At 73.0% G+C, this 24,213-nt stretch carries 25 protein-coding genes; 15 read left to right on the forward strand and 10 right to left on the reverse strand.

All coding sequences use genetic code 11. From position 1 onward, the window contains the following. Positions 1–29 precede the first annotated feature (29 nt). Both NR112_RS14025 and NR112_RS14030 read left to right on the forward strand, forming a co-directional pair. Positions 30–560: a MarR family winged helix-turn-helix transcriptional regulator gene (locus tag NR112_RS14025; protein WP_256794923.1), complete on the forward strand. Its 531-nt coding sequence runs from the start codon at positions 30–32 to the stop codon at positions 558–560. Next, positions 557–2,014 (forward strand): MFS transporter, encoded by a 1,458-nt coding sequence (locus NR112_RS14030; protein WP_256794924.1) that lies wholly within the window; start codon positions 557–559, stop codon positions 2,012–2,014. Before NR112_RS14025 ends, NR112_RS14030 begins: the two co-directional genes overlap by 4 nt. On the opposite strand, the gene NR112_RS14035 is transcribed toward NR112_RS14030, so the two are convergent. The 3 genes from NR112_RS14035 to NR112_RS14045 are packed head-to-tail and all read right to left on the reverse strand — an operon-like array spanning position 2,011 to position 5,352. Beyond that, positions 2,011–2,853: a hypothetical protein gene (locus NR112_RS14035; protein ID WP_256794925.1), complete on the reverse strand. Its 843-nt coding sequence runs from the start codon at positions 2,851–2,853 to the stop codon at positions 2,011–2,013. The genes NR112_RS14030 and NR112_RS14035 overlap by 4 nt on opposite strands. A 4-nt stretch (positions 2,854–2,857) precedes the next feature. Next, positions 2,858–4,615, reverse strand: coding sequence for an alkaline phosphatase D family protein (locus NR112_RS14040; RefSeq protein WP_256794926.1), 1,758 nt, complete (start codon positions 4,613–4,615; stop codon positions 2,858–2,860). Beyond that, a complete protein-coding gene (locus NR112_RS14045) occupies positions 4,612–5,352 on the reverse strand; it encodes a dienelactone hydrolase family protein (protein ID WP_256794927.1) in 741 nt (246 codons plus the stop codon). The genes NR112_RS14040 and NR112_RS14045 overlap by 4 nt, the downstream gene beginning before the upstream one ends. A 48-nt stretch (positions 5,353–5,400) precedes the next feature. Here NR112_RS14045 and NR112_RS14050 point away from each other — a divergent pair, with 48 nt between their 5' ends. Next, the gene (locus NR112_RS14050) at positions 5,401–6,237 is read left to right on the forward strand and encodes a DUF3626 domain-containing protein (RefSeq protein WP_256794928.1); all 837 of its coding nucleotides are present in this window, start codon (positions 5,401–5,403) and stop codon (positions 6,235–6,237) included. On the opposite strand, the gene NR112_RS14055 is transcribed toward NR112_RS14050, so the two are convergent. After that, the gene (locus NR112_RS14055) at positions 6,204–6,854 is read right to left on the reverse strand and encodes a hypothetical protein (protein WP_256794929.1); all 651 of its coding nucleotides are present in this window, start codon (positions 6,852–6,854) and stop codon (positions 6,204–6,206) included. The two genes, NR112_RS14050 and NR112_RS14055, sit on opposite strands and share 34 nt — an antisense overlap. Before the next feature lie 31 nt (positions 6,855–6,885). Beyond that, positions 6,886–8,586: an alpha/beta-hydrolase family protein gene (locus NR112_RS14060; RefSeq protein ID WP_256794930.1), complete on the reverse strand. Its 1,701-nt coding sequence runs from the start codon at positions 8,584–8,586 to the stop codon at positions 6,886–6,888. Positions 8,587–8,701: 115 nt separating this feature from the next. Here NR112_RS14060 and NR112_RS14065 point away from each other — a divergent pair, with 115 nt between their 5' ends. The 5 genes from NR112_RS14065 (at position 8,702) to NR112_RS14085 (ending at position 12,171) form a co-directional block, all read left to right on the forward strand. Continuing rightward, on the forward strand, positions 8,702–9,541 hold the full coding sequence (locus NR112_RS14065; protein ID WP_256794931.1) for an alpha/beta fold hydrolase: 840 nt from the start codon (positions 8,702–8,704) through the stop codon (positions 9,539–9,541). A gap of 84 nt (positions 9,542–9,625) precedes the next feature. Then, positions 9,626–10,342 (forward strand): DsbA family oxidoreductase, encoded by a 717-nt coding sequence (locus NR112_RS14070; RefSeq protein ID WP_256794932.1) that lies wholly within the window; start codon positions 9,626–9,628, stop codon positions 10,340–10,342. Between the two features lie 38 nt (positions 10,343–10,380). Then, positions 10,381–10,788 (forward strand): MmcQ/YjbR family DNA-binding protein, encoded by a 408-nt coding sequence (locus NR112_RS14075; RefSeq protein WP_308337082.1) that lies wholly within the window; start codon positions 10,381–10,383, stop codon positions 10,786–10,788. A 73-nt stretch (positions 10,789–10,861) separates the two neighbouring features. Next, the gene (locus tag NR112_RS14080) at positions 10,862–11,329 is read left to right on the forward strand and encodes a hypothetical protein (RefSeq protein WP_256794933.1); all 468 of its coding nucleotides are present in this window, start codon (positions 10,862–10,864) and stop codon (positions 11,327–11,329) included. 20 nt (positions 11,330–11,349) lie between these two features. Further along, on the forward strand, positions 11,350–12,171 hold the full coding sequence (locus tag NR112_RS14085; protein WP_256794934.1) for a 2-phosphosulfolactate phosphatase: 822 nt from the start codon (positions 11,350–11,352) through the stop codon (positions 12,169–12,171). Positions 12,172–12,216: 45 nt separating this feature from the next. Here the strand turns inward: NR112_RS14085 and NR112_RS14090 are convergent, their stop codons facing one another. Further along, on the reverse strand, positions 12,217–13,599 hold the full coding sequence (locus NR112_RS14090; protein ID WP_256794935.1) for an FAD-binding oxidoreductase: 1,383 nt from the start codon (positions 13,597–13,599) through the stop codon (positions 12,217–12,219). Positions 13,600–13,751: 152 nt separating this feature from the next. Here NR112_RS14090 and NR112_RS14095 point away from each other — a divergent pair, with 152 nt between their 5' ends. Continuing rightward, positions 13,752–15,107: an aspartate aminotransferase family protein gene (locus tag NR112_RS14095; RefSeq protein ID WP_256794936.1), complete on the forward strand. Its 1,356-nt coding sequence runs from the start codon at positions 13,752–13,754 to the stop codon at positions 15,105–15,107. Between the two features lie 16 nt (positions 15,108–15,123). Here NR112_RS14095 and NR112_RS14100 read toward each other — a convergent pair whose 3' ends face one another. After that, entirely contained in the window at positions 15,124–15,882 is a 759-nt protein-coding gene (locus NR112_RS14100) for a YqjF family protein (protein ID WP_256794937.1), read from the reverse strand. A 44-nt stretch (positions 15,883–15,926) separates the two neighbouring features. Continuing rightward, positions 15,927–16,409 carry an AAA family ATPase gene (locus NR112_RS14105; protein ID WP_256794938.1) on the reverse strand — a complete coding sequence of 161 codons (483 nt, stop codon included), beginning with the start codon at positions 16,407–16,409 and terminating at the stop codon, positions 15,927–15,929. Positions 16,410–16,465: 56 nt separating this feature from the next. Here NR112_RS14105 and NR112_RS14110 point away from each other — a divergent pair, with 56 nt between their 5' ends. The 6 genes from NR112_RS14110 to NR112_RS14135 all read left to right on the forward strand — a co-directional run bounded on the left by NR112_RS14110 (position 16,466) and on the right by NR112_RS14135 (position 22,663). After that, the gene (locus NR112_RS14110) at positions 16,466–17,446 is read left to right on the forward strand and encodes an L-lactate dehydrogenase (protein WP_256794939.1); all 981 of its coding nucleotides are present in this window, start codon (positions 16,466–16,468) and stop codon (positions 17,444–17,446) included. A gap of 7 nt (positions 17,447–17,453) precedes the next feature. Further along, complete coding sequence (locus NR112_RS14115; RefSeq protein ID WP_256794940.1) at positions 17,454–18,521, forward strand: glycerophosphodiester phosphodiesterase family protein; 1,068 nt, start codon at positions 17,454–17,456, stop codon at positions 18,519–18,521. A 35-nt stretch (positions 18,522–18,556) separates the two neighbouring features. Continuing rightward, the gene (locus NR112_RS14120; protein WP_256794941.1) at positions 18,557–19,267 is read left to right on the forward strand and encodes a TetR/AcrR family transcriptional regulator; all 711 of its coding nucleotides are present in this window, start codon (positions 18,557–18,559) and stop codon (positions 19,265–19,267) included. A gap of 30 nt (positions 19,268–19,297) precedes the next feature. Continuing rightward, complete coding sequence (locus tag NR112_RS14125; protein WP_256794942.1) at positions 19,298–20,122, forward strand: thioesterase family protein; 825 nt, start codon at positions 19,298–19,300, stop codon at positions 20,120–20,122. Positions 20,123–20,305: 183 nt separating this feature from the next. Further along, entirely contained in the window at positions 20,306–21,670 is a 1,365-nt protein-coding gene (locus NR112_RS14130) for a L,D-transpeptidase family protein (protein WP_256794943.1), read from the forward strand. Between the two features lie 69 nt (positions 21,671–21,739). Then, complete coding sequence (locus tag NR112_RS14135; RefSeq protein ID WP_256794944.1) at positions 21,740–22,663, forward strand: helix-turn-helix transcriptional regulator; 924 nt, start codon at positions 21,740–21,742, stop codon at positions 22,661–22,663. Between the two features lie 32 nt (positions 22,664–22,695). Here the strand turns inward: NR112_RS14135 and NR112_RS14140 are convergent, their stop codons facing one another. Both NR112_RS14140 and NR112_RS14145 read right to left on the reverse strand, forming a co-directional pair. Next, entirely contained in the window at positions 22,696–23,148 is a 453-nt protein-coding gene (locus tag NR112_RS14140) for an OsmC family protein (RefSeq protein WP_256794945.1), read from the reverse strand. A 49-nt stretch (positions 23,149–23,197) separates the two neighbouring features. After that, positions 23,198–24,211, reverse strand: coding sequence for an LLM class flavin-dependent oxidoreductase (locus NR112_RS14145; protein ID WP_256794946.1), 1,014 nt, complete (start codon positions 24,209–24,211; stop codon positions 23,198–23,200). Positions 24,212–24,213 lie beyond the last annotated feature (2 nt).

Here is a 24,213-nt window from a genome sequence, read left to right on the forward strand (position 1 = left end):
CTGGACTGACGATTTCTAGTCTGGGGTTCATGGCACCCCGCAGCGGCCCGACGCGCCCGAGCCCGGCCCCGAGTCGTGCCGCCAGCCCTGCCCCCAGCCCTGCCCCCAGCCCTGCCCACGGTTCGCGCGCGATCGCGCCGACTGCCGCACGCGCCGCCCACGACGTCCGGGTCACCTTCAGCCGGCTGCGCCGCCGCCTCCGCGACGTGGCCGAGCTCGACGGCCTCACGCCCTCCCAGACCGCCGTGCTGAGCCGGCTCCTCGGCGACGGGGACGCCACGGCCAGCGCCCTCGCCGCAGGCGAGCAGGTGCGACCGCAGTCGATGGCCGCGACCCTGGCCGTGCTCGAGGAGCGTGGTCTCGTGGCGCGGCGCCCCGACCCCACCGACGGCCGTCGCCAGCTCGTCGCCCTCACGCCGGAGGGCCGCAGCCGCATCGACGTCAGCCGGGCCGCCCGGGAGGAGTGGCTCTCCCGCGCCCTCACCGACCACTTCACCGAGGCCGAGCGACACACCGTCCTCGAGGCGATGGTGCTGCTCGACCGCCTCTCGCGCCGATGAGGCGGGTCCCCTCCTCCGGCCGCTTCGACCGGCGTCTCGTCGCGCCGATGGTCCTCGGTTCGGTGCTCAACCCGGTCAACTCCTCGATGCTCGCCGTCGCGCTCGTCCCGATCGGCCTCGCGCTCGACGCTCCCCCGTCCGAGACCATCTGGCTCGTCTCGGCGCTCTACCTCGCCACTGCCGTGGGTCAGCCCGTCGTCGGGCGGCTCGTCGACCTCCACGGCCCTCGACGCCTCTACCTCGCCGGGACCGCTCTCGTCGGCCTGGCGGGCATCCTCGGCGCGCTCGCGCCGTCACTCGGGGTCCTCGTGCTCGCCCGGGTGATCCTCGGGATCGGCACGTGCGCGGCCTACCCCGCCTCGATGGTGCTCATCCGCAGCGAGTCGGTGCGCACCGGCACCGACTCGCCCGCCGGCGTCCTCGCCGCGCTCTCGGTCGCCAACCAGACGGTGGCCGTCATCGGCCCGACGCTCGGCGGCCTGCTCATCGGGCTCGGTGGCTGGCGCACGATCTTCACCGTCAACGTGCCGCTGGCGATCGCCTGCCTCGTCCTGGGCTCGCTGCGCCTCCCCCGCGACGAGCAGCTGCACCGCGATGCCGGGGCGGCCCGACCCCGCGGGCTCGACGTCGCCGGCATGGTCCTCTTCGCCGTCACGCTGACCGCGCTGCTGCTCTTCCTCATGGAGCCCACGCCGGCGCACTGGCCGTTGCTGCTCGTCGCCGCCGTGGCCGGCACGGGACTGGCGGTGCGCGAGCAGCGCGCCGACGACCCCTTCATCGACGTACGCGTCCTCGCCGGCAACGGTCCCCTGCTCGCGACGTACGTGCGTCAGCTGCTCGCCTTCACCGTGAGCTATGCCTTCCTCTACGGCTTCACGCAGTGGCTCGAGCAGGGTCGAGGTCTCTCCGCCACCGGCGCCGGGCTCGCGCTGCTGCCGATGTTCGTCGTCGCCATCACCGTCACGTCGGTCTTCGGCCGACGCGAGCAGGTCCGCGGCAAGCTCCTCGTCGGCGGGGCGCTGCAGGTCCTCGCCTGCCTCGGGCTGCTCCTGCTCCACGACGACTCCCCGCTGTGGCTCGTCGTCGCCGTCGTCGCCGTGGTCGGGGTGCCGCAGGGGCTCATCGGCCTGGCGAACCAGAACGCCCTCTACCGTCAGGCCGACCCCCACCGCCTCGGCTCGTCCGCCGGCCTGCTGCGCACCTTCATGTATCTCGGCGCGATGCTCGCCGCCGCCGCCAACGCGGCAGCCTTCCCCGACCGCGCCGACACCGCGGGCCTGCACGAGCTCGCCGTCGTGCTCACCGTCGTCGCCGTCCTGCTCCTGCTCATGTCGGCCCTGGACCGCTCCCTGGGCCGCCGTCGACCCACCGGCTCGTCCGTCCCCAGCGCCCCCGCGACACCCCCGACCCGAGAGGCAAGCCACCCCCGACCTCGGCGCCGGCAGCCCGGCTAGCTGCCGACGACCCGGTGCTGCCCGAACGCTGCGCGCAGCGGGGCGAGGTCGGCGCCGGGCACGTGCTCGTGCGCGAGGTCGTACGTCTCCTCGACGAGGGCGACCAACGTCGCGACAGCGTCGTGCGGGGCCGCGACGAGGAGCGACCGCATGCGCTCGACGAGACGGTCGGGGCGGTGGGCGAGCAGCGTCGCCTCGCGGTCGAGCCACTTGTGGAAGGGATGCGGCATCCACACCCGGTTGATCGCGAAGAGCGCGTCGAGCACGCCCTGCACGCCGTCGAGCAGGTCGCGGTGGAGCAGCACGACGTCGTCCCGGGCCGCGAGCATCTCGAGCCGCTCCCGGGGCCTCAGGTCGAGGGCCTCGAGCACCTGGGCGACGGCCAGCGGCTCCGGGTAGTCGTCGCACCGGGTCCGCCACGCGTCGATGACCGCGCGGCCGTGCAGGGGTATGCCGTCGCGCAGGGCCGTGACGCGGACCTGCAGCTCCGCGTCGGTGTCGCCCGCGAGCACGCGCTCGAGATAGGTGTCGATGGTCGACGTGACGAAGCCGCTGACGTCGGTCTTGACGCCGCCGACGAGCAGGCCGTCGGCCCACTCGTGGTCGTCCTCCTCCGCATACACGCGGGTGAGCCCGGCGCCCTCGATCGCCGCCTCGCGGTCCGCGACGGTCGGCGGGGACGACCAGTAGACGTCGAGCTCGATGTCGGACGCCTCGTCGGCGATCCCGCGCGCCACGGACCCGCCGATGAGGGCGGCTGCGACCTTGGGGTTCGCGGCATACGCCCGGACCGCCTTGCCCGCCAGCGCGATCCGCCGCTCGACCTCAACCACGGCCATCCCGTCAGCCTGCTGCGGGGATGCGCACGCTCGAGACCGTGGTCAGCACGGGATGGGCGTCGTCGCCGTCGCGGATCTCGCCGCCGCGCCAGACGATCGAGAGGTCCCGGCCCTGGACGGTGAGCTCGGCGAGACAGTTGTCGAACCACGGACCGTCGGTGACGGTCCACGGATAGGCCGGGTCGGGCACGTGCTTCGAGCGCTCGGCGACGAACCGCATCGGGCCCACGAGCCCGCGGGCGAAGGCGGACATCATGACGCGCACCATCCGCGGCATGGGGTTGCGGATCGGCGAGCAGACGGCCTGGATGACACGGGACGTCGCACCGTGGCGGGTCCTCGCGTCGACGACCTCGGCGACGTAGGAGTTGTGGACGTCGCCGGAGAGGAAGACGACGCTGGCCGGAGCCGCACCGCGCTCACCCCGCGCCACCTGCATGACCATGTCGAAGACCTCGACGAATCCGTCGTTGAAGGCTGCCCAGTGCTCGAGGTCGATGGACTGCCGGACCTTCTCGGCCCGGTCGGCGACGACCCGTCCGTGCGTGCCCATCGCGAGCACCTCGTCGATCGTCTCGAGGTCGTGCAGCCCCGGGGGCAGCATGAACGGCAGGGACGTCCCGATCAGCAGGTGCTCGACGTCGCCGGTCAGCTGCTCGTCGAGCCAGCTCATCTCGTCGGGGTCGAGCATCGAGCGGTGCTTCGGCTCGAGCACCCGGGCGGCCCGCGAGTCGACGACGACGAGGCGGACGTCGCCGAGGTCGCGCCGGAAGCTCCAGCGGTAGACCTCGGGGTGCCGGTCGGAACGGCGGGCGAGGTCGAAGACGGCCTCGGTCAGGTCGAGCTCCTGCCCGTCCCCGTCCCCGTCCCCGTCCCCGTCTCCGTCCCCGTCCCCGTCCCCGTCCCCGTCTCCGTCCCCGTCCCCGTCACGGTCGGCGCCGGCGAGCACCTGCGCGTAGATCTCGTCGTCGGCGAGCTGCGACGGCGAGAGGTTGCCGATGTGCTGGTAGACCCAGTACGAGGAGAGCCCGCCCATGAGCCGCTCGTGCCACCACGGAGTGCGGTTGATCTCCTCGTGCCAGGTCCACGACGTGTTCCAGTCGTCGCGGATGTCGTGGTCGTCGAAGATCATGCAGCTCGGCAGCGTAGACAGGAGCCAGCGGTTCGCCGCATCTCCCCACGCGAGCCCGTAGAGGTGGGCGTACTCCTCGTAGTCCTTGATCTCCTCGCCGGGCGGCTGGGTGATGTCGCGGCGGGACGCGATGAACTCGCGCATCGCCTCGGACGTCTCGTCGGCGTAGACCTGGTCACCGAGGAAGGCCACGAGGTCGGGCCACTCCTCCTCGCCACGGGACAGGGCGAGCGCGAGCGTGCGCAGCGCATCGACGCCGTTGGTGCGGTGCCCCTCGCGGTCGTGGGGCACCGTGGTGCGGCACGAGCCGAAGAGCAGCCGAGTCGGTCGACCGCGGTGGATGGTGCGGATGCGCGGCGGCGGGAAGACGCTGTCGGGCTCGGGCCAGACCGGTGCGCCGTCGATGCTGACGGCATAGTCCCACGACCCGCCCGGCTCAAGGCCGTCGACGACGACGAGCGCATAGTGGTGGCCCTTGACGGTGAAGGTCGGAGCCGTCCAGTCGCGACCGTCGGCGTGGACCGCGACGACTCCCCGGCCGGAGGTCTCGACCCACACCGTCGCATCGGTCTCACCGATGTAGCGCAGCATCGGGCCGAGGACGAGCGGCGCGATCTCGTGGCCGGTCACGACGGCAGGTTCTCGTCGAAGAAGGCGAGCGTCCGGTCCCACGCGTCGGCCGCCACCTCGGCGTTGTACTTCGACGGCGAGGTGTCGTTGAAGAAGGCGTGCCCGACGCCGTGGTAGACGCGCGCCGTGAAGTCGACGCCCGCCTGCTCCATCCGTGACTCGAGCTCGGGCACTCCGTCGGTGATGCCGTGGTCGTCCTCGCCGTAGAAGGCGAGGACGGGGCACCCGATCGTCGCGGGGTCGGCGTTCTCGGGGAAGTGGCCGTAGAAGGGCACCGCCGCGCGCAGCCGCGGGTCGGCAGCCGCGAGGGCGAAGGCGTACGTCCCGCCGAAGCAGAAGCCGACGACGCCCACCCGGCCGTCGACGCCCGGCTCGTCGACGAGCGCGTCGACGACGGCGCGCAGGGCGGGCACGGCCCACGCGGCGAACTCCGGCTGCCGGGCCGGCGTGGTGGCTGCGCGCATCTGCGGCTGGGCCGCGAGCCGGTCCTCCTCCGACGCGCTGAACATCAGCTCGAAGATCCGCGCACCCACCTCGGGCGTCAGCCCGACGTGACCGAGCAGGTCGGGCGCGACGGCGACGTAGCCCTGTGCGGCGACGCGGTCGGTGACGTCCTTGATGTGGTCGGCCAGCCCCCAGATCTCCTGGATGACGACCACGGCGCCGCGCGGCGTCCCGGTCGGTTCGGCGCGGTACGCGGTGAGGTCGTGCTCGGGGAGGTCGATCATCGTGCCCATGCCCCATTCCTACCCCTGGTGCCCGGTCGCGGGTGTGAGGATGGCGTCGTGACCACGCAGCCCGCCGCCGTCACGAGGGCGCTCGCGCACGTGCGCGGCCTCTCGACCGGGCCCCCGCTCGACCCGACGCTGCGCGTCACCCTCAACTTCCATCCGGACCGCCTCGTCCGCGGCGAGCCGATCCTCGCCGTCATGGCCCGCGACGGTGTCTACCGCTCCCAGTTCGAGACGGGCACGAGCAACGGTGGGCTGACGGCGCTTCCCGGCGGTGACCGATGGCGCTGGGAGAGCCGGATCTTCGGCGGCGCCTACGACGACGCCGAGCCGGCGCTGCGGCCGAAGTACGGCGCTCTCGACCTGCACCGACGCCCGTACGGCGCCGCTCCGCGCTTCGGGTCGGCCCACGTCCGGCTGGCGGCGCACACGCTGGAGCGGACGACGTTCTGCTTCCCCGACAGCGTCTTCGAGCCCGACCACTTCGGCACCGCAATGGCTTTCGCGCTCGGCGACCATGCCGAGGCCGCCGACCACGACCTCCTCGACGACTACGTCGAGGCCCACGCCCACGGGGTGCTCGACCTCGCCCGTGACGTCGAGGCGCTCGTGCTCGACCCCGGCTACCGAGGCACCGACGTAGAGGCGGATGCCCTCCGGCTCGGCGTGCCCGTCGAGTGGCACCCGGGCTACCGGCTCGACGTCGCAACCCTCCGTGCCCACCCGGGCTACCGCGGGCCGGAGTTCGTCGCGCTCGGTGAGTCGCTCGCCGTCGACGGCATCGTCACCCCGCAGGTCATCGGGGACGCCTCACGAGCAGGGCGGCACGACGAGCAGTCCCTCAAGCGGGTCTGGCACTACGTCGCGCGGTTCGGATCCGTCTCTGCCTGAAGGGTGCCCGCCTCGTCGCCGGTGACGACGGTCGTGACGACCGACGTCACCGACGGGCGGCGAGGCGTCGACGAGAAGCCGAACCGGCAGGGCGGGTCGACCGGCGCGAGGGCTCCCAGCGCGACGCCGTCGAAGCGACCGGCGAGCGCCGTCACGGCGTGCAGGTCGGTGGCTCCGTAGAACTCCTGACGGCCCTCGAGCGCCGTGCCGCGGGTGCGGACCCCACGCAGGACGACCCGGGCGACGGGGTCGACGACCGTCGCCCACCGGGGACTCGACGCGACGCGCGCGGGCACGGCCCGCAGGAGCCGGCCGAGCGGCATACGCCCTCCGACCGTGAGGTCGAGGGAGAGAGAGGGCGACATGACCTGCCAGTGGTCGCGGCCCGTGCGCACGGTGATCGGCTCGAGGCGCACCTCGTCGAAGGCGTACGTCGCCTCGATGAACGCCGCGACCTGCGGGGTCGGCGCGACGAGCACCCGGTGCCCACCGGCCGTCTCGACCATCGCGTCGCCGAACGACCCGAGCGGCGTGCGCAGCCACGAGCCGACGACGACCCGGACGCCGGACGTGGAGCCGACGCCGGCGATCTGCCCGTGGAAACGCTGCGCTGGCACGGTCCGAGCGTAGTCAGCCGCGGAGCCGCCCTCACTCGACCCGAGATACCGTCTCCTCGATCCCTGCGACGAGCTTCGAGTAGTCGTCGGTGGGCGAGCCGCCGAGGACCGAGCCCCACGCCGGGACGAGCTCGGGCCCGTAGCGGTGGCCGTAGCCGTCGGGCGGGTCGTGGCCGACGGCCATGTCTGTGGTCAGCTGCCAGAAGGTCACGAAGGGGATCCACGTGACGTCGGGGTTGACGTCGTGACCCCGCGGCTCGCGCAGCCAGTCGGGCTCGGCGCCGAGCAGGGCAGGGTTCCACCAGACGACGGGGTCGGACGGGTGCTGGGCGTAGACGAAGCGCGGGAAGTCCCACGCGCCGTAGTCGCGACCGTAGTAGTCGTGGGTCAGCTGGTCGCCGCTCGCCGCGAAACGGATGTGCAGGCCCCCGTCGACGACCGGGACGATCTCGGGCGACCCCTCGTTGCGTCGGGCGGTCAGCGACTCCGCGATGTCGGTGAAGCTGGGGGTGCCGACCCAGACTCCGCCCTGCGCGCGGGCCAGCATGTCGTCGGCGTCCGTGAACGCCGCCTGCCCGCCGTAGGAGCCGAGCGACTCCCCGCCGACGACGAGCTGCGGGCGATCGTCGGCCGGCAGGGTGCGCCAGACGGCATACACCTTGTCGAAGAGCGCCTTGCCCGCCTCGCGCGGGGTCTCGCGGTCGGTCATCATCGACATCGCGCTGGGCAGGTAGGAGTACTGCATCGCGGCGATCGCGCTGTCGCCGTTGCTGAGGTACTCGACGGACTGGGCCGACCAGTCGTCGACCCACCCGGTACCCGTCGTCGTGAAGACCGCGAGCACCCGGCGGTTGAACGCCTTCGTGCGCTGCAGCTCGGCGACCACGGCGTCGGCGACGTCGTCGACCGTGCGGTCCGGCGCGCGCCCGGCGTAGACGCGGATCGGCTCGATGGCCCCGCGGTCGGTCGCTGCGGTGATCTGGGCGGCCGTCGGCGCGCTCGTGACGAACATCTGGCCCTGGAAGCCGAGGCTGTCCCACGACTCGAGCGACCCGGGACCGCCCGACCGCAGCGGGGAGGTCGGCGCCGCCCGGCCGCTCGGGGCCGTGTTGACCTGGGCCGCGACGCCGGCGAAGGCCTGCATGCCGCGGTGGAAGAGCACGCTGTCGGTCACCCACGCCGCCGCGAGGGCCACGACGACGACGGCGGTGAGCGTCGCGATCGTCTTGGGCAGCACGTGACCAGCGGCCTCGGCGAGCTGGTGGGTCGCGCCGCGCAGACCCCGCGCGATCGCGAGGAAGAGGACGGCGACGACGGCCGCGAGCACGAGCGCCAGGGCCCAGTCGAACGGGTCGAGGGGGGTCAGCCGGACCACGGCCGCCGTGCGCGCCTGCGAGCGCACGTTGGCGACCGTCAGCCCGAGGACCGCCACCGCTCCGAAGACGGGCGCGGCGACGAGCAGCCAGTGACGGGCCTCGCCGCTCACCGTGACGTGCAGGTCGATGAGGCGGGCCACCCGACGGACGACCCAGGCGACGAACACGCCGAGCGCGTAGCCGGCCACGGCGCACAGGCCGCTGATGAGGCCCTGGTAGTACCACGTGCGCGGCAGCAGGCTCGGGGCCATCGACGTGAGGAAGTAGGCGGCGCCGAAGAACAGACCGGTGCGCGACACGTGCCACCAGGCGCGGCCCGCGCCGGGCTGGATGCGCTGGTCGGACACGTCGGGCATGGCTCCACAGTAGGTCGCCCGGGTGTCGCGCCGCCTCGGGTTTCGCCCCTAGGTGACGACCCTGACCCGGGCACCCTGCCGGGCACTCGTCGGGTCGCCGGGGCACCATGGGGACATGCGAGCCCTCGAGAACCGGATCACGACCTACAGCCGCGACGGACTGCGCTTCGACGTGACCGATGAGGGACCCCTGGGCGGCGACGTCGTCGTGCTGCTCCACGGCTTCCCGACCGACCGCACGAGCTGGGACCGCGTCGCCGCCCGGCTGCACGAGGCGGGGCTGCGCACCCTCGCCCCGGACCAGCGCGGCTACTCCCCCGCAGCCTGCCCGCCCGACCGGGACGCCTACCGTCTCGACGAGCTCGTCGCCGATGTCATCGGTCTCATCGAGGCCTCCGGACGGGAGCGGGTCCATCTCGTCGGCCACGACTGGGGGGGCGCCCTCGCGTGGCTCGTCGCAGCCAACCACCCGACCCGCATCGCGTCGCTGACCGTCCTGTCGACGCCGCACCCGGCCGCGATGTCGCGGGCCTGGCGGTCCGGCACCGAGCAGAAGCGCAAGTCCTGGTACATGGCGGCCTTCCAGGTGCCGCGCCTGCCCGAGCGGGCCCTCGCCGCCGGCTTCGACCGCCTCATGGCCCGCTCGGGCCTGCCGGCTGCCGACCGGAGCAGGTATGCCGTCCGGCTCGGTCACGCCGAGGCGCTCACCGGCCCGATCAACTGGTACCGCGCGGCCCGGCACTCCGGCGTCGGGGCGCACCGCGTCGACGTGCCCACGACCTACGTCTGGGGCTCGCGCGACCCGTTCCTCGGCCGGACCGCAGCCGAGCTGACCCACGAGCACGTGACGGGCGACTACGAGCTCGTCGAGCTCGACGCGGGGCACTGGCTGCCCGAGACCCGGGATGCGGAGTCTGCCGCCGCGATCCTGCACCGCATCGCCCGCGCCGGCTGAACGGCATACGCCCGCTCACCCGGGAGTGACGGACGACTCGCCCGATGCGGGGAACACGGGTGCGCGCGGGTAGGTTGCACGACCGTGAAGATCGACATCTGGTCCGACATCGTGTGCCCGTTCTGCTACCTCGGCAAGCGCCGCCTCGAGGGCGCGCTCGCGCAGTTCGAGCACGCCGACGAGGTCGAGGTGACGTGGCACAGCTTCGAGCTCGACCGAGGCGCCGACCCGGCGTCGGACGTCGCGCTCGTCGACCTCGTGGCCGCCAAGTACGGCACGACGCGCGAGCAGGCTGTCGCGCAGCACGAATCGATGGCCGCGGCGGCTGCCGAGCTGGGCCTCACGTTCAACTGGGAGCAGGCCCGCTACGGCAACACCTTCGACGCCCACCGCGTCGTCCACCTCGCCGCCGAGCAGGGTCTGGCCGACGCCGCCCACGAGCGCCTCATGCGCGCCTACTTCACCGACGGCCTCGCGGTCGGTGACCGCGAGGTGCTCGTGCGGCTCGCGACCGAGATCGGTCTCGACGACGGCGCCGTGCGCGCCATGCTCGAGTCGGACGACTACGGCAACCACGTGCGCAGTGACGAGGCGACGGCCAAGATGCTCGGCATCGAGTCGGTCCCCTTCTTCGTCTTCGACCGCAAGTACGGCGTCTCGGGCGCCCAGCCGGTCGAGGTCTTCACCCAGGCCCTCGACACGGCGTGGTCGACCCGGCACGAGGTGCCGGAGCCCGTTGCCGCGGGCGGGTGCGGTGGCGGCTGCGGCGCGGGCGGCTGCGGCGGAGTCTGCGGCGCCTGAGGCACCTCCGAGGGCTGCGGCGGCCCTACCGTGGTCGGGTGGCCCATCCCCTGATGTTCGACGGCGCGGACCCCTATCTGGCCAGGGTCCGTGGGATCTGTCTGGCCCTGCCGGGCGCCGACGAGAAGGTGTCGCACGGGCGCCCGAGCTTCTTCACGACGAAGCTCTTCCTCACCTACGGCGGCACCGTCCGGGGCGACCACGACCCGGAGCCCTACCGGCACTCCGTCCTCGTGCTCCCCGACGCCGCCGAGCGGCCGGCCCTGCTCGGTGACGCGCGCTTCTACGATCCGGCCTACGTCGGCCCCTCCGGTTGGGTCGGGCTCGACCTGCGCGCGTGCGGCCCGCCGGGGGAGGTGGACTGGCAGGAGGTCGCCGAGCTCGTCGACGCGTCCTACCGGCTGACGGCACCGGCCCGCCTCGTGCGCGAGCTCGACGCCCGCTGAGCCTGGGCGCGCCCATCGTCCACCGTGGCCGGGGGCGCGTAAGGTACCGCTCGCTGGATGACGAAAGGCGCACATGGGATGGCACACCGATCCCGCGGCCATGGGATCCCGGCGCGCCGCCGTGGTGACCCTGACGGTGTCCGCGCTGCTCGTCGTGGGAGGCGTCGCGATCGTCCACGACTCCGGTGGGATGCGCCCCGGCCACCGGTCGACACCCTCCACCCCCTCCACCCCCTCCACACCCTCCACACCCTCCACACCCTCCACACCCTCCACACCCTCGGTCCCGGTCACCCCGAGCAGCCGCGTCGCGGACGCCACCGAGCCCGGGCGCACGCCCTCGCCCTCGGCCACCACGACGTCGACGACGCCGACGTCGTCGCCCCAGCCGTCGCTCACCCCCCGCGCCCCCGCTCCGCTCGTCACGGTGCCGGTGCCGACGGGCACCTCGAGACCGGCGCCTCCGCCCCGCGACATCGGCGTCGGCTACGCGACCGGCGGCACCTACGGCACGTACCTGACCCGGACGTTCGGCGGCTGAGCCACCCCTAGGTTGGTGCCATGGAGCAGTGGCACGCGCAGGACCGGCACGTCGTCCGCCTCGACTGGGGGCCCGGCGCCGCCGAGGCCATGACGGCGTATGCCGTGGCCGCAGGCTCGCCCGTGTGTGCGGTCGTCGTCGACGTCCTCAGCTTCACGACGTGCGTGTCCGTCGCCATGGACGCGGGCATCCGCGTGCACCCCTACCGCTGGATGGACGAGTCGGCCCGGGCCTTCGCCGACGGGCTCGGCGCGACGCTCGCCCGGGGTCGGTCCGAGGCTCGCGTCGACGGCGCCATCAGTCTGTCTCCGGCCTCGATCCGCGCGGCCGGACCGGTCGGCGACCTCGTCCTGCCCTCGCCCAACGGCTCGACGACCACTGCCGTGCTGGCCGGGGCCGGGGCGGACGTCGTGGCGGCCTCGGTGCGCAACCGCGCCGCGGTGGCCACCTGGCTCGTCGACTGGCTCGACGCGTCCCGGCGGTCGCACGGTCCGGCCTCGCAGCCGGCCGTCCTCGTCGTGCCGGCGGGTGAGCGCTGGCCCGACGGGTCCCTGCGGCCCGCCGTCGAGGACCTGTGGGGTGCGGGAGCCGTCGTCGCCGCCCTGGCCGGTTTCCTCGAGCACCGAGGCGGACCCCTCCTGCTCAGCCCCGAGGCCGAAGCGGCCGGGGCGGCGTGGCTCGCCGTGCAGCACCGGGTCGGGGAGGCCCTGCACGCGTGCGCGAGCGGCCGCGAGCTCGTCGAGCAGGGGTGGCCCGACGACGTGGCGGTCGCGGCCGAGCTCGACGCGTCATCGCTCGTGCCGGTGCTGACGGACGGCGCCTTCACCGCGCACCGGTCCTGAGCCGACCACCGCGGCGGCGCAGCACCCGGCCCAGGACCCGCCGACCTACTGGCCGAGCGCTGTCCAGAAGGCCGACGCGGCGCGCGACGGGCGGCCGGTGCGGCGCTCCGACCAGTCGGCCGAGGTCATGAGCGCGGTGACGGCGTTGACGCCGAGCCAGCGCAGCGGCTCGGGCTCCCAGTCGCGGGACGTGCGTCCCGCCCAGGGCAGCGTGGCCAGGCCTTCGGGGTCGTCGCCGCGGATCATCGCGGCCAGCGTGCGACCGGCGAGCGCCGAGGTGGCGACGCCGTCACCGACGTAGCCGCCCGCGAACGCGAGGCCGGTGTGTCGGTCGTGACGGACCGACGGGAACCAGTCGCGGGGCACGCCGAGGTTGCCGCCCCAGGCATGCGTGAAGGTGACGCCGTCGAGGACGGGGAAGAGCTCGAGGAGAATCCGGCGCAGGGCTGCGTGGACGCGCTCGTCGCGGTCGTAGAGCGGGGAGACCTTGGACGCGTAGTGGTAGGGAGCGCCTCTGCCGCCGAAGGCGATCCGTCCGTCCCGGGTGCGCTGGCCGTAGATCGTCAGGTGCCGGTTGTCGGCGAAGGTCGTGCGCTTGTCGAGGCCGATCTGCGCCCAGGTGTCGTCGGGCAGGGGCTCCGTCGCGGTCATGAGCGAGTAGATCGGTGCGATGGCCCTGCGGCGCCCGGCGACGGTCGGCGTGTAGCCCTCGGTCGCGAGGACGACGTGCTCGGCGCGCACCGTGCCGTGCGGCGTGACGACGCGTCGGCTGCGCACGTCGACGGCCGTCGTGCGCTCGTGGACGACGACGCCGCGGCGCTCGACGGCATCGGCGAGCCCGCGGACGAGGCGCGCCGGGTGGATGGCGGCACAGTGGGGGGTGAACGAGCCGCCGAGCGCGTCGTTGACGCCGGCGATCGCGGTGACCTCGCGCGCGTCGAGGAGGCGGTGGTCGTCCTCGCCGAAGCCCCACTCGCGATGATCGGCGACCTCCTCGCGAACCCGTTCGAGCTGGGCCGGGTTCCGCGCGACGGAGAGGTAGCCGCCCTGGTCGAAGTGGCAGTCGATGCCTTCCGCGTCGGCGATCCGGCCGACGTCGGCGACCGTGTCGTGCAGCAGGTGCTGCATCCGCACCGCCGCCTCCCGGCCGCGCTCGGCCGCCATCCGCTTGAGCGAGGCGGGGAACAGGGCCGAGCACCAGCCACCGTTGCGGCCCGAGGCGCCGAAGCCGGCCACCTCCTTCTCGATGACGGCGACCCGGATCGTCGGGTCGGCCGCGACGAGGTGGTAGGCCGTCCACAGGCCGGTGTAACCGGCACCGACGACGGCGACGTCCACGTCGATGTCGGTGTCGAGCGAGGGGCGCGGCTCGATGTCGTCGATCGTGTCGTGCCAGAGGCTGAGGCCGCGGTAACCGCTCGGGGGCATGGGCGGGATCATGCCACCTCCCAGGCCCTCCGCAAGCCCTGCGAACCTGTGCCTTTTCGCTTGAATCCCCTTCCAACACCTACGGAATCCGCGGTCTGGTGGGGTTTGGGCGATTACTTCCGCCGCGTGGCTCCGCGGGGCATGATGCGGACATGAGCACCGTCGACCGCGCCCGTCTCGCCGACCTGCACACCCGCGAGCGGACCACCTTCGCCGAGGCGCGACCGCGCTCCCGGGCCCTGGCCGAGCAGGCGGCCGCGCACATGCCCGGCGGCGTCCCGATGAGCTGGATGGTCAAGTGGCCCGGCGACTTCCCGGTCTTCGTCGATCAGGCCGAGGGCGCGCACTTCACGTGCGTCGACGGCATCGACCACATCGATCTCTGCCTCGGTGACACCGGCGCGATGATGGGACACTCCCCCGCGCCGACGGTCGAGGCCGTGACCCGACAGCTCTCCCGCGGGATCACGACGATGCTGCCCACCGAGGACGCGATCGCGGTCTCGACCGGGCTCGCCGAGCGCTTCGGCCTCCCCTTCTGGCAGTTCACACTGACCGCCACGGACGCCAACCGCCACGCGATCCGCTACGCCCGCCACCTCACCGGCCGCAGCAAGGTCGTCGTCCACAACTGGTGCTACCACGGCTCCGTCGACGAGGCCTTCGCGACGCTGGGCCCCGACGGCTCGACGGTCGACCGGCGCAGCAACATCGGCGCCCCCGTCGACACGTCGGAGACGACGCGGGTCGTCGAGTTCAACGACCTCGAGGCGCTCGAGCGCGCCCTGGCCCACGGTGACGTCGCGGCGATCCTCGTCGAGCCGGCCCTGACCAACATCGGCATCGTGCTGCCCGACCCCGGCTACAACGAGGGGTTGCGCGTGCTCGCCACCCGCTACGGCGCCCTGCTCGTCAACGACGAGACGCACACGATCTGCGCGGGCCCGGGTGGTTACACCGGCACTCACGGCCTCGAGCCCGACCTGCTCGTCATCGGCAAGTCCATCGGCGGCGGCATCCCCTGCGGCACCTTCGGTTTCAGCCAGGACATCGCCGACCGCATCGCGCGCTCCATCGAGCTGGAGGACATCGACGTCGGCGGTATCGGCGGCACGCTGGCCGGCAACGGCCTCTCCATGGCGGCCATGAAGGCCACGCTCGAGCACGTCATGACGGCCAAGGCGTTCGAGCACATGGTGCCGCTCGCCGACGCGTGGGCCGACGGCGTGCAGGCCGGCATCGACGCGGTCGGGGCCGACTGGCACGTGACGCGGCTCGGCGCCCGGGCCGAGTACAACTTCTCCGGCCGCCCCTCGCGCGACGGCCAGGAGGCCCACGACGCCGACGACTTCGAGCTGCAGCAGTACCTCCACCTCTACGCCCTCAACCGCGGCATCCTCCTGACGCCCTTCCACAACATGGCGCTGATGAGCCCGGCCACGACCACCGCCGACGTCGAGGCACACACGACGATGTTCGGCGAGTGCCTGCGCGAGCTCTTCGGCTGAGCGGTCACGCCCGGCGTCACGCCACGCGCGACGGGCGGCCGAACCGCGTGGCCACGCCGGGTGACCACAGCGCGCGCAGCCGCGGCCCGGTGGGGGTGACCCCGCTCGCCCCGAGCAGGTCGTCGGCGAGCTCGACGACGTCGGCCGCATACAACGGCCACGGCCCGTGCTCGTTGGGCACCCAGAGCGTGCGCCCGGCGACGCGGGTGTGGGCGCCCCAGCGGGCCGTGAGCCACGTCTCGAGCGGCGTCGGCTCGACCGGCTCACCGACGCGGACCGTGAGGAGGCTGCGCAGCCCGCGGGACGGGGCTCGGCGCCGGCTCGTGTAGGTCACGACGTCACCGTCGCGGCGCAGTCGCATCCGGGCCCACGTGTAGGGGATCCCGAGGCCGGCGCGAGCGCCGAGGACGACGAGGGACCGCTCGGTCTCGAGCGAGCGGAAGAGCACCCCGTGGTGCCCGGCGTCGTCGACCGAGTAGAGCCGGATGTTCGTCTCGAGGAAGCTGCCGAGCCACGGCAGTCGGGGCGAGGGCGCCCGACCGAGCCGCATGCCGTCCATGACGAAGGGCACGAGCGCGACGTACGTGCGCCCGTCGGCGAAGACGTCCGGGCGGGTGCCGGTCGGGAAGAGGTGGCGCACCGCGTCCGGGTCGACGGGCCAGTGGACGAACGTCAGGTCGCGCCAGACCTGGTCGAAGACGACGGGCGGCCGCAGCGGCGGGGGCGCCACGGGATAGCCGTCCAGCGACGGGACGGCATCCACGGGCGGGTCCACGACACCATCGTCACACGCGTGGCGCCACCGACCCTCGACACGCGTCAGGAGCCCGGAGGAGCGTCGTAGCGGGACCGCTCCTCCTCGGACGGGGCGTGCCACCACGGCAGGTAGGCGTCGAGCTGCGCGCGCGTGATCGGCACGGAGCCGGGGGAACCGTCACGGTTGCGACGCTCGATCCGCGCCCAGAGCTCGTCGACGGGCAGGTCGAGCACGTGCAGCTCGACCCCGACGCCGAGGGCCCGGGCCGCGACGCGCTTCTCCTCACGCTCGGCCTCGGCCCAGAGCCCGTACTCGAGCACGACGCTCACGCCGAGGCGCAGGAGCCGTTGAGTGTCGTCCCAGAGCCGGTGCTCGAGCAGGTCGCGGAAGGTGCCGTCGAGCGGGTCGATGCGCAGGTCGCGCAGCCACTCGGCGGGGCTCATCCGCACGGCGGGACGCTCGGTCTCGAGACGCCTCGCCAGCGTCGTCTTGCCGGCGCCGGGCAGCCCGACGACGAGGACGAGCCGCGGTCCCTCACCAGTCATGACGTCAGGCTGACACACTCGCAGCGACGACGTGCACGAGCGACGGAGGACCGACGATGACCGTGGAGACACCGGCAGGCAGCACCCGCCGCCGCACGACGAAGCTCGGGATCGTCGGGGCCGGCGCCGTCGGCGCCACGCTGGCGTATGCCGCGTTGATGCGTGGTGTCGCCCAGAACGTGGCGCTCTTCGACGTCAACGCCGCCAAGGTGCGCGCCGAGGCGCTCGACCTCAGCCACGGCATCCAGTTCGTCCCGATGGCGCACGTCGACGGCTCCGAGGACGTCGCGGTGCTGGCCGACTCCGACGTCATCGTCTTCACGGCGGGGGCCAAGCAGAAGCCCGGGCAGTCCCGGCTCGAGCTCGCCGAGTCGACGATCGGCATCATGCGCGGGATCCTGCCGCAGCTCGTCGAGGTCGCTCCGGACGCCGTGCACGTCATGGTCACCAACCCCGTCGACGTCGTCACGTACGCGGCCATCCAGGTGTCCGGGCTGCCGGCCGCGCGGCTGTTCGGGTCGGGCACGGTCCTCGACTCGTCACGACTGCGCTTCCTCCTCGCCGAGCACACGGGCGTCGCAGCCCAGAGCGTGCACGCGTACGTCATCGGTGAGCACGGCGACTCCGAGCTGCCGCTGTGGTCGTCCGCGACCATCGGCTCCGTGCCGCTCCTGCAGTGGCGCACGTCGGACGGACGCATCGCCCTCCCCGAGGAGGCGCGCGACCGCATCGCGACCGACGTCGTGCAGTCGGCCTACCGGGTCATCGAGGGCAAGGGCGCGACCAACTACGCGATCGGCCTCGCCGCCACGCGCATCATCGAAGCGGTCCTCTTCGACGAGCGCCGCATCCTTCCCGTCTCGTCGCTGCTCGACGACTACTACGGCATCAGCGACGTCTGCCTGTCGGTGCCGACGATCGTCCATTCCGGCGGCGTCGGCGACCGGGTCGAGGTGCCGATGACCGACGCCGAGCTGGCGGGCCTGCGGGCGTCCGCGGATGCCGTGCGTGCCACGGCCCGGCGCTTCGGGTTCTGACGACGTGGTGGACACGCGAGGAGCGTCGCGTCCGGGTGCCGTGACCGCGCTCGGCGGCGTGATCGCCCTGGCCCTCGTAGCGCTCGTCACCGCCGCCTGCGCGGGCGGCGGAGGGGCTCCCGCGGACGCGCCGCCGCCGACCAGACTGGCCCGCGCCTTCGACCTCCAGGCGCACCGCGGCGGTGCGGACCTGACGTCGGAGAACACCCTGGAGGCCTTCGCGCGTGCGCTCGACATCGGCGTCACGACCCTTGAGCTCGACGCACAGGTCACCCGCGACGGTGCCGTCGTGGTCGCCCACGACAACCGGGTCAACCCGGACACGTGCCGCGACACGTCTCCGGCCGGCCTGTCCGACGACCTCTTTCCATACTCCGGCAAGCCCTTCCGGCTCCTGACACTCGCGCAGGTGCGCACGCTCGACTGCGGATACCACCCGACCCCCGACCACCCGGACCAGCGCGCCGTGTCCGGTGCACACGTGCCCGAGCTCCGCGAGGTCGTCGATCTGCTGCGAGAGCGCGGCGCCGACGACGTCGGGCTCAACGTCGAGATCAAGGTGCAGGCGGACGACCTCGGGCTCACCGTGCCGCGCGCCGAGTACGCGGCGAAGGTGTGGGCGGTGCTCGACGAGGGCGGTGTCGCGGGCCGCGCGACGATCCAGTCGTTCGACTGGGCGAGCCTGACCGCGGTCCACCGCATCGCGCCCCGCGCCCGGCTCGTCGCCCTCGTCTCCCCCGAGCGGCTCGAGCGGGGCCAGGAGGGCGCGTCCCCGTGGCTGGGCGGCACCGACATCGACGACGTGAGCGGCGACGTCGTGCGCGCCGCCTCCCGCATCGCGGGTGTCGTCGCCCTGTCGCCGCGGGAGGACCTCCCCGTCGATGCCGCGCTCGTCCGTTCGGCGCACGCCGCGGGGCTCGCCGTCGTGCCGTGGACCGTCGACGACGAGGACGACATGGGTCGTCTCGTCGACCTCGGCGTCGACGGCCTCATCACCAACCGCCCCGACCTGCTCCGCACCGTGCTGGCCCTGCGCGGCCTCGCGACACCCCCGTCCCATCCCGCAGCCGGGTGAGGCCCCGCCGCCACGCCCCGGAGCATGATGGGGCTGTGAGCACGTCCGCCGCCTTCGACGCCGACCCGGCACCCGCCACGGCACCCGACCCGTCGGGCACCCCGCCGGCGCGGGCGACGTACCACCACGGCGACCTGCGCCGGGCCCTGCTCGAGGCGGGCACCGACCTCGCCCGCGAGGGCGGGCCCGACAAGGTCGTCCTGCGCGAGGCGACGCGCCGCGTCGGGGTCTCGGCCAACGCGGCCTACCGCCACTTCGCCGACCGTGACGCGCTGCTGGGCGAGGTCGTCTCCCGCGCCCAGGCGCGTGCCGCTGACGTCATCGGCGCCACGATGGACGCCGTCCCCGACGACCTCGAGACGGGCCCGCGAGCGCGTGCCCGCTTCCGGGCCGTGGGCGTCGGCTACCTGCGCTTCGCGATGGACGAACCGGGCCTGTTCCGCGCGGCGTTCGCCGTGCCGGTCGACCTCAGCCGGGCCGCCTCCCCGGACGCGGCCGGCGCGGGCGGCCGCACCCCCTTCCAGCTGCTCGCCGACTCCCTCGACGCCATGGTCGACGCCGGCGTCATGTCCGACGACGAGCGTCCCGGCGCCGAGCTGCTCGCGTGGGCGGCCGTCCACGGCATGGCCATGCTCGCCCTCGAGGGCCCGCTGCGCGACCTGCCGCCCGGCGCCGTCGACGAGCTCGCGCCGCGCCTCGTGCGCATGGTCGACCTCGGGCTCGGCCTCTCCGACGGCGCGGTCTGAGCGGCACCGACCGACACCTAGGGTGGGCGGGTGACCAGCGAGACCCGCGACAGCACCGGCTTCGAGCTCGACCGCGACACCCCGGCCTTCTACCGCCGGCTGGACCGTGGCCTCTACGCCCCGACCGTGCACGTGCAGGGCGCCTGGCGCGACGACGAGCAGCACATGGCTCCCGTCAGCGGCATCCTCGCCCACGAGATCGACCTCCACGAGCCACGCGAGGGGATGCAGCTCGCGCGCATCTCCTTCGACATCCTCGGCATGATCCCGGCGCGACCGAGCCGAGTGGACGTGCGCACGACCCGCCCTGGTCGCACCATCGAGCTCGTCGAGGCGACGATGCTCGTCGACGACCGTCCCGTCGTGCGGGCCCACGCGTGGAGGCTCGCCGCCCACGACTCCGAGCCGGTGGCCGGCGTCGAGCTCGAGCCGATCCCCGGACCCGACGAGATGCTGCCGTGGGCGGGTGCCGACACGTGGGAGGGCGGCTACATCGAGGGGCTCGAGTTCCGGGTCGACGCCGAGCGTCGCCCGGGCCGGACCCGAGCCTGGATCCGCGCGCTCAACCCCCTCGTCGACGGCGAGACCTGCTCTCCCACAGCCGATCTCGTGCGCCTCGCCGACACGGCCAACGGCATCGCGGTGCGCGTCTCACCGCGGGAGTGGATGTTCCCCAACGTCGACCTCAGCGTGCACCTCTTCCGCGAGCCGGTCCGCGGGTGGGTCGGTTTCGACACCCGGGTGACGATGGGCCCGACGGGTCTCGGGCTGACGTCGACGACACTGCACGACGTGCGCGGCCCGGTCGGTCGCGCCGAGCAGATCCTCACGGTCCGTCGCCTCCCGGGAGCCTGACGCCCTTCCCACGGGCCGGTCTGCGGAGCGCGACAACCTTTCGCCCCGTCGACGCGTCCGGGGAGGTGTCGGCACGCCGCGCCAAAGCCCGGTTCGCCTGCCACAATGAAGGGCGCGATCGCGCCGACTCACAGCCGCCGTCGCGCGGTCAGGACACCAGGGGACACCATGAGGACCATCCGCATGGACAGGAATCGCACCGTGGGCAGCGTCGCTGCCACGCTCGCGGTCATCGCACTCACCGTGACGGCTCCGGCCGCCCGCGCCGACGACCTCACCGGCACGCCGACACTGCCCGGCACCTCGACGTCCACGGGCTCGACCGGCTCGACCGCCGGGAGCACGGTCGCCGACGCGACGACGACCTCCAGCACGACGACGACCACCACCACGACCACGGCGACGACGCCGCCCACGACGTCGAGCCCCACGGCGACGACCCCGCCGCCGCCCGCGCCGAGCCCCGTCGTCATCCCGGCCGGCAGCTCCGGCTGGAAGGTCAAGGACCTCCAGGTGCGCCTGCGCCTCGTCAAGGCGTCGTACTGGACGTATGCCGTCTCCGGCTCCTACGGCTGGACGCTCGGCCAGACGGTCCTCGCCTTCCAGACCGACCAGTCACTGCCCCGCACCGGCGTCGTCGACCAGCGCACCTGGAGCCGACTCGTCGCCCTCACCGCGACCACGACCCGTCTCGACGAGGGCTCGTCGGGGTACGCCGTCAAGGATCTCCAGTCGCGTCTGCGGGCCGTCAAGGCGTCCTATTGGTCCTACGCCGTGTCCGGCTACTACGGCTGGACCCTCGGCCAGAAGGTGCTCACCTTCCAGCGCGACCAGAACCTCCCCCAGTCCGGCGTGCTCGACCAGCGCACGTGGAGCCGGCTCGTCTCGATGTCGACGTCCCCGGTCGTGCTCGGCAGCACGACGGCCGCCGCCAACGTCCGCGAGCTCCAGCGACGCCTCGGTGCCAAGGGCCTGTGGCCGTATGCGTTCTCCGGCACCTACGGCTGGACGCTCGGCCAGAAGGTGCTCGCCTTCCAGCGCGCCTACGACGTGCCGCAGTCAGGTGTCGTCGACAGCCGCACGTGGGCGCGCCTGCGAGCCCTGACCTACACGCCCGGCACCTTCGACCAGCACCGCTACTACGCGGGCCTGCGCCCGCTCGTGCCGACGCTCTCCTCGCTCGACCAGCGATGCCGCACCGGCAGGGTCATGTGCGTCGACAAGTCGACCCGCACCCTGACGTGGGTCGTGAACGGCAAGCCGCTCACGGCCATGTGGGCCCGCTTCGGTCGTCCCGGCAAGGAGACGCGCGAGGGCACCTTCAGCGTCTCCCGGAAGTACGAGTACGTCATCTCCAACCTCTACTTCACGCCGATGCCCTACTCGATGTTCTTCTCCGGCGGCCAGGCCGTGCACTACTCGTCGAACTTCGCGCGGCTCGGCTACGCCAGCGCGAGCCACGGCTGCGTCAACATCGCCGACCACGCGCAGGTCAAGGCGCTCTTCTTCGCGGTGCGCATCGGTGACAAGGTCGTCGTCTACCCCTGATCGGGCGTCCTTGCCGACAGAGCAAAGCCGATCAAGTACGCGTGGGGTCGGGTCGCGCAGGATCGTGACGTGACCGGCTCCCGTGACACCTTCAGCGCCTGGCTGGACGTGCTCGTCGACACCCTCGACGAGCCCGACCTGACCGGCGAGCAGATCGCGGGCCGGCTGCACCTGTCACGGTTCCACCTCGACCGCATCGTCAGCGCGGGCGCAGGCGAGGCGCCGAGCTCCCTGCGCCGCAGGGTGCTGCTCGAGCGTTCGGCCTACCGCCTCGCGGCGAGCCGCCGGTCCGTCCTCGACGTCGCGGTCGAGGCGGGCTACGGCTCGCACGAGGCGTTCACCCGGGCGTTCCGTCGCGCCTACGGCACGACGCCGAGCGCGTGGCGCGGACGTCCGGGGACGATCCGTCTGGAGGCGGCCAACGACATCCACTTCCACCCGCCCGGCGGCATACGCCTCCCGGCCCAGCGAAAGGTCACTGCCATGGACCTCGTGCAGAGGATGGTCGAGCACCACATCTGGCTGACCGGCCAGCTCATCGAGTGCGCCGGCCAGCTCACCGACGAACAGCTCGACGAGCCGATCGTCATGAACGTCGACGACGATCCCGACCCGTCGACGCTGCGCCGCATCATCAGCCGGCTCGTGGGCCAAATGGCGATGTGGAACGCCACGATGGCGAGCCGCGACTACGACTTCTCCGTCGAGGAGCACGAGTCGCTGACGTCCGCGCGGCGTCGTCTGGCCGACGCCGCACCCGTCTTCCTCGGCCACGTGCGCGAGGCGATCGAGGAGGGTCGGCTCGACGACGTCTTCGTCGACGCGTCCTGCGACCCGCCCTACGTCTGCTCCTACGGCGCGATGGTCGCGCACGTCCTGACGTTCGCGGCGCACCGGCGCACCCTCGCGGTGCGCGCGCTCGACAAGCACGGGGTCAGCCGGCTCGGGTGGGGCGACCCCATCGAGTGGCTCGACGCCGCCCACCACGCCTGACGCATACGCCTTCGGGGGACGGCGGGTCTCGGTCACTCGACGGTGGTCGTGACCTGCTGCCCGAGCTCGACGGTGCGGCTCACGGTGCACCACTCGTCGTGCGAGCGCTTGACGAGCTTGGGGAGCATCTCGCGCGCCGCGTCGCCGCCGTCACCCTCGGGGAAGCGCACCCGGAAGCGCACCTCGATGTCCTGGAGGTGGTTGCCGTGCTCGTCCTTGACCTTGTCGGCCGTCACCTCGATCTCGAACTGCTCGGGCTCGGCGCGTCGCGTCGTCACGGTGTCGACGTCGACGGCGGTGCAGCCGGCGATACCGGCGAGGAGCAGCTCGACCGGCGAGAGCTCGTCGGTGCCGGAGCTCAGCGTGATCGACCCGCCGCGGTCGTTGCGGGCGGTGTAGCGGCCGACGCTGTCGCGGGTCAGGGTGACGCGGCGCAGGTCCTTCGGATCTCTGGCGGTCGTGCTCTCGGTCGTGCTCTCGGTCATGGTGCAAGCCTCTCAGAGGTCGGGGCTGGTGGCTCGTCGCGTCCGGCGCTCAGAGCCAGGCGTCGGCGAGCAGCTCGTAGGAGCGCAGCCGTGCCTCGTGGTCGTGGGCGCCGCACGTGACGATGACCTCGTCGACGCCCGTGGCCTCGACGAAGCCGGCGAGCCCGTCGCGCACCTCGTCGGGCGTGCCGACGAGCGAGACCCGGGTCATCTCGCTCACGGCCTGGCGCTCCGCCGGCGACCACTGCGCCATGAGGCTCGCGATGTCACCCTCCGGCTCCGGCAGCCCGGCCCGTCGGCCGGTGACGATGCCGTGGAAGCGCTGGAGCACGCTCGTGAAGAGCCGCTCGGCCTCGGCCGTCGTGTCGGCGACCATGACGTTGACGCCGGCCATCGAGCGGGGGGCATCGAGGCCACCGGGCTCGGTCGACGGCGTGAAGCGCGAGCGGTAGACCTCGAGCGCGCTCATCAGGGCGGCCGGCGCGAAGTGCGAGGCGAAGGAGTAGGGCAGGCCGAGGGCGGCGGCCACCTGGGCGCCACCGTGGCTCGACCCGAGGATCCAGATGGGCACGTGGGTGCCCTCACCGGGGATGGCGCGGACCTTGGCGTCGGGGTCGGGGTCGCCGAGGTAGCCGATGAGCTCCTCGACCTCGCCCGCGAAGTTCATCGCGGCGGCCTCGTTGCGGCGCAGGGCGCGGGTCGTGAACGGGTCGGTGCCCGGGGCGCGGCCGAGTCCGAGGTCGATGCGGCCCGGGTGGATCGTGGCGAGAGTGCCGAACTGCTCGGCGACGACGTAGGGCGCATGGTTGGGCAGCATGATGCCGCCGGCGCCGACGCGGATCGTCTCGGTCTGGTCGGCGACGTGGCCGATGAGCACGGCCGTCGAGCTCGACGCGACGCCGCGCATGTTGTGGTGCTCTGCCATCCAGTAGCGCTGGTAGCCCCACTTCTCGGCGTGCCTGGCGATGTCGACCGTCGAGGCGATGGCCTCACCGGCGGTCCCACCGTCGAGGACGGGGACGAGATCGAGGATGTTCAGCTGGGCTTTCGCGGCAGGACTCACGT

Origin of the sequence: Terrabacter sp. Ter38, assembly GCF_024519435.1 — a bacterium.
Taxonomy (GTDB): domain Bacteria; phylum Actinomycetota; class Actinomycetes; order Actinomycetales; family Dermatophilaceae; genus Terrabacter.